We start from the raw sequence: 4,766 nt of genomic DNA on the forward strand, positions 1-4,766 counted from the left end.
CTCCCAGTCCGCGTGCGGCGTCGGGGCGTCCACGTGCAGGGTCGGGGGCAACTGCTCGTGCCGCATCGCCTGCACCATCTTGATCACGCCGCCGACGCCGGCCGCCGCCTGGGTGTGGCCGATGTTGGACTTGAGCGAGCCCAGCCAGAGCGGTTCGCCCTGCGGGCGGTCCTGCCCGTAGGTGGACAGCAGGGCGCGGGCCTCGATGGGGTCGCCGAGCGTGGTGCCGGTGCCGTGGCCCTCGACCGCGTCCACGTCGGCGCCGGTGAGTCCGGCGCCGGCCAGCGCCCGCAGGATCACCTGACGCTGGGCAGGGGTGCTGGGCGCGGTCAGGCCGTTGGACGCGCCGTCCTGGTTGATGGCGCTGCCGCGGATCACCGCCAGCACCGGGTGGTCGTTGCGCCGGGCGTCGGAGAGCCGCTCCAGCAGCAGCAGGCCGACGCCCTCCCCCCAGCCGGTGCCGTCGGCCGCCGCGGCGAACGGCTTGCACCGGCCGTCGGCGGCCAGCCCGCCCTGACGGGAGAACTCGATGAACGGGGCCGGCGTCGACATCACCGACACCCCGCCGGCCAGCACCAGGTCGGACTCCTCCCGACGCAGCGACTGCGTGGCCAGGTGGATCGCCACCAGCGAGGAGGAGCAGGCCGTGTCCACCGTCACCGCCGGGCCGTTCAGCTTCAGGCTGTAGGCGATCCGGCCGGAGAGCACGCTCGGTGCCGTGCCGGTCAGCGCATGGCCGTCGCTGTCGTGGTCGGAGGCGGCCAGCAGCCCGGCGTAGTCGGAGGAACCGCCGATGAACACCCCGGTCTGGCTGCCGTCCAGCGACAGCGGATCGATGCCGGCCCGCTCGATCACCTCCCACGCGGTCTCCAGCAGCAGCCGCTGCTGCGGGTCCATGGAGAGCGCCTCGCGCGGGGAGATCCCGAAGAACCCCGGGTCGAAGTCGCCGACCCCGGCCAGGAACCCGCCCGCCGTGGTGTACGTGGCACCGGCCGCGAACTCGGACCAGCCGCGGTCCTCGGGGAACTCGTCGACCGCGTCGACGCCGTCGGCGACCAGCGCCCACAGCTCCTCGGGCGAGCCGACACCGCCCGGGAACCGGCAGGCCATGCCGATCACCGCGATGGGTTCGCCGGCCTTCTCCTCCAGTGCGCGCAACCGTTGGGCGACCTGCTTGCCCTCCGCGATCGCGCGCCTGAGGTAGTCGCGCAGCTTTGCTTCTTCGGACATCTGGTGTTCGCTCCTAGAATCCCTTGTCGACGATGTCGAAGAGGTCATCGATCGAGGCTTCGTTCAGGTCATCGGTCACGTCCGCAGGGCCGTCGTCACCGCTCCAGGCCGTCAGCAGCCCGGTCAGCCGCCGGGTGACCCGCAGCCGTTCCAGGTCGTCGGCGCCGATCGTCCCCAGCGCGGCCTCCAGGCGGTCGAGTTCGGCCAGCACCCCCTCGACTCCGGCGGCCTGCTCCGGCAGCAGTTCCGACCCCAGGTGCTCCGCGAGCGCCGTCGGCGTCGGGTGGTCGAAGACCAGGGTGCTGGGAAGCCGCAGTCCGGTCGCGGAATTGAGCCGGTTGCGGAACTCCACGGCGCTGAGGGAGTCGAAGCCCAGCTCCTTGAACGTCTGGGCCGCCGGGACGGCCTTGGGCGAGCCGTGGCCGAGCACGGTCGCGGCATGGGAGACCACCAGGTCGAGCAGCAGCTTCTGCTGCTCGACACCGGCCAGTCCGGAGAGCTGGTCCTTCAGCCGCGGGCCGCTCCGGCCGGATCCGGCCCGGGCCGAACGGCGCTTCTCGGGGCCGGCCAGTCCGGACAGCAGCGGCGGCACCGGTCCGGCACCCGACCGGAGCGCGGCGAGGTCCAGCCGCACCGGCATCGCCACCGGCAGGTCCGCGCTCCGCGCCAGGTCGAACAGCGCCATGCCCTGCTCGGTCTCCAGGGGCAGCACGCCGCCGCGGGCCATCCGGGCCACATCGGCCTCGTCCAGGTGGCGGGTCATGCCGCTGCGCTCGCTCCAGAAGCCCCAGGCGAGGGCGTTCGCCGGCAGGCCCAGCGCGTGCCGGTGCCAGGCCAGTGCCTCCAGGAAGGCGTTCGCCGCCGCGTAGTTGCCCTGGCCCGGTCCGCCCTGGGTGGCGGCCACCGAGGAGAACATCACGAACGCGGCCAGGTCCAGGTCCGCGGTCAGCTCGTGCAGGTTGACGGCGGCGTCCACCTTGGGACGCAGCACCCTGGTCAGCTGGTCCGGCGTGAGTGCCGAGACCAGACCGTCGTCCAGGACGCCGGCCGCGTGCACCACCACGGTCAGCGGGTGCTCCGGCGGGATCGTCCCCAGGAGTGCGGCCAGGGACTCCCGGTCGGCCGCGTCGCAGGCGGCGACGGTGACCGTGGCCCCCAGCGCTTCGAGCTCGGCCGAGACCTCGGCCGCGCCCGGGGCATCGGGACCCTGGCGGCTGGTCAGGATCAGCTGCCGCAGGCCGTGCTCGGTCACCAGGTGGCGGGCCAGCGCGGTGCCGAGCACGCCCGTGCCTCCGGTGATCAGGACGGTTCCCCCGGCCGGGACCGGCTGGGGCACGGTGAGCACCGCCTTGCCGATCAGCCGCGCCTGGCTGAGCGCCCGGAAGGCGTCGCGCCCGCGCCGCACGTCCCAGGTGGTCGTCGGCAGCGGTCGGATCACCCGGCGCTCCATCAGCAGCCGCAGCTCGACCAGCATCTCCTGGATCCGGTCGAGCCCGGCCTCCAGCACGTCGTACACCTGGTACGCCACGCCAGGATGGGCCGCCGCCACCGCCGCGGGGTCCCGCTTGTCGGTCTTGCCCATCTCCAGGAACCGTCCGCCGGAGGGCAGCAGCCGCAGGCCGGCATCGACGAATTCGCCCGCCAGGCAGTCCAGCACCACGTCCATGCCGCGGCCGCCGGTGCTCTCCAGGAAGTGCTGCTCGAAGTCGAGCGTGCGCGAGTTGGCCAGGTGCGCGTCGTCGAAACCGATCTCGCGCAGTGCCTCCCACTTGCCGGGGCTCGCGGTGGCGAACACCTCGGCGCCCAGGTGCCGGGCCAGCTGGACGGCCACCGTGCCCACTCCGCCCGCGGCCGCGTGGATCAGCAGCTTCTCGCCGGCCTTCAGCGCGCCCAGGTCCACGAAGCCGTAGTACGCGGTGAGTGCGACGATCGGCATGGCCGCCGCCTGCTCGAAGGTCCAGCCCTCGGGCATCCGGACCAGGCTGCGCCGGTCGGTCACGGCGACCGGACCGAAGGCACCGGGGCAGATGCCCATCACCCGGTCGCCGACCGCGAGGTCGGTCACGCCGGCGCCGACCTCCAGCACCACGCCGGCAGCGTCGCCGCCCACGCCCTCCAGGCCGGTGACCACGTCGAGCGCCACCGCCACGTCGCGGAAGTTCAGCGCGCCCGCGTGGACGGCCAGCCGCACCTGGCCCGGGGCCAGCGGCTCCAGGACCTCGGGGCAGCCGACCAGGGCGAGGTTGTCGATGGTGCCCTTCCCGAGCACATCGAGTCGCCAGGCCGGCTCGCCGGGCGGCGGCAGCAGCAGGCCGTCGTCGCCGACCCGGGCCAGCCGGGGAGCCAGCAGCCCGCCGTCGCGGACCGCCAGCTCCGGCTCGCCCGTGGCGGCGGCCGCCCGCAGCAACTCCGGTGCGGTCTGCGGGTCGTCGACGTCGACCAGCACGAACCGGCCCGGGTTCTCCGACTGCGCCGACCGGACCAGGCCCCAGGCGGCCGCGTGCGCCAGGTCGGTGACACCGCCGTCCCCGCCGGTCGCCACCGCCCCCCGGGTGACCAGTACCAGGCGGGCGCCGTCCGGGTGCTCGCCGGTGAGCCACTCCTGGAGCAGGGCCAGCACTTCGGCGGTGACGGCATGCACGCCGGCCGCCGTGTCGCCGGGTGCGGGGGAGTGCACCCGGGAGACCAGGACCGGTTCGACGTCGCTCTGCTGATCGTCCGCCGGGACGGGGACCCAGTCGACCCGGAAGAGGGAGTCGCCGGGAGCCTGGCGCGCGGGGAGCCGTCCGACCGTGGCGCTGCGCACCGCCAGGGCCTCCACGGTGGCGACCAACTGCCCGTCGTGGTCGGTCAGGACCAGGGAGGCCCGGTCGGGACCGACCAGTGCCACGCGGGCCCGGACCGCCGTCACCCCGACGGCGTGGAGCGTCACCCCGCTCCAGGCGAACGGCACCTTCGGCGCCCCGGATTCGTCCGGGCCCAGCAGGAACATGCTGTGCAGGGCCGCGTCCAGCAGCGCCGGGTGGATGCCGAAACGAGCGGCCTGCGCTTCGTGCTCCTCCGGGAGGGAGACCTCGGCGAACACCACGTCCGGTTGGCGCCAGGCGGCGGTCAGCCCCTGGAAGGCCGGGCCGTAGTCGTAGCCGGCCTCGGCGAGGCGCGGGTAGAGGTCCGTGACGTCGACCGGGGTGGCCCCGGCCGGGGGCCAGTCGGCCGGAACGGCGGGCGGCCGGGGGGCGTCGGAGGTCAGCACACCGAGGGCGTGCGCGGTCCAGGCCTCGTCCTGGCCGTCCTCCGGCCGGGAGTGCACGGTCACCGTGCAGCGGCCGGATTCGTCCGGTGCGGTCACGCGGACCTGCAGCAGCACCGAGCCGTGCTCGGGCAGGACGAGAGGGGTGTGCAGGGTCAGGTCGGCCAGGTGGCCGTGTCCGAGGTGGTCGCCGGCTTGGATGGCGAGTTCGGCGAGGGCGGTGCCGGGGAGGATGGTGGTGTTCTGGAGGGTGTGGTGGGTGAGCCAGGGGTGGGTGTGGGGTGAG

The 4,766-nt window shown here is 74.2% G+C and carries 2 protein-coding genes; both read right to left on the reverse strand.

Features of this window, described 5'->3' with window-relative positions:
* Positions 1-1,230, reverse strand: a 1,230-nt coding sequence (locus ACFU74_RS36130; protein ID WP_380764368.1) for a beta-ketoacyl synthase N-terminal-like domain-containing protein, incomplete at its 3' end; no start/stop codon positions are given.
* Between the two features lie 13 nt (positions 1,231-1,243).
* Positions 1,244-4,766: SDR family NAD(P)-dependent oxidoreductase (locus tag ACFU74_RS36135; protein WP_380764369.1), on the reverse strand; the 3,523-nt coding region annotated here is incomplete at its 5' end.

Origin of the sequence: Kitasatospora sp. NPDC057500, from assembly GCF_042802195.1 — a bacterium.
Taxonomy (GTDB): domain Bacteria; phylum Actinomycetota; class Actinomycetes; order Streptomycetales; family Streptomycetaceae; genus Kitasatospora.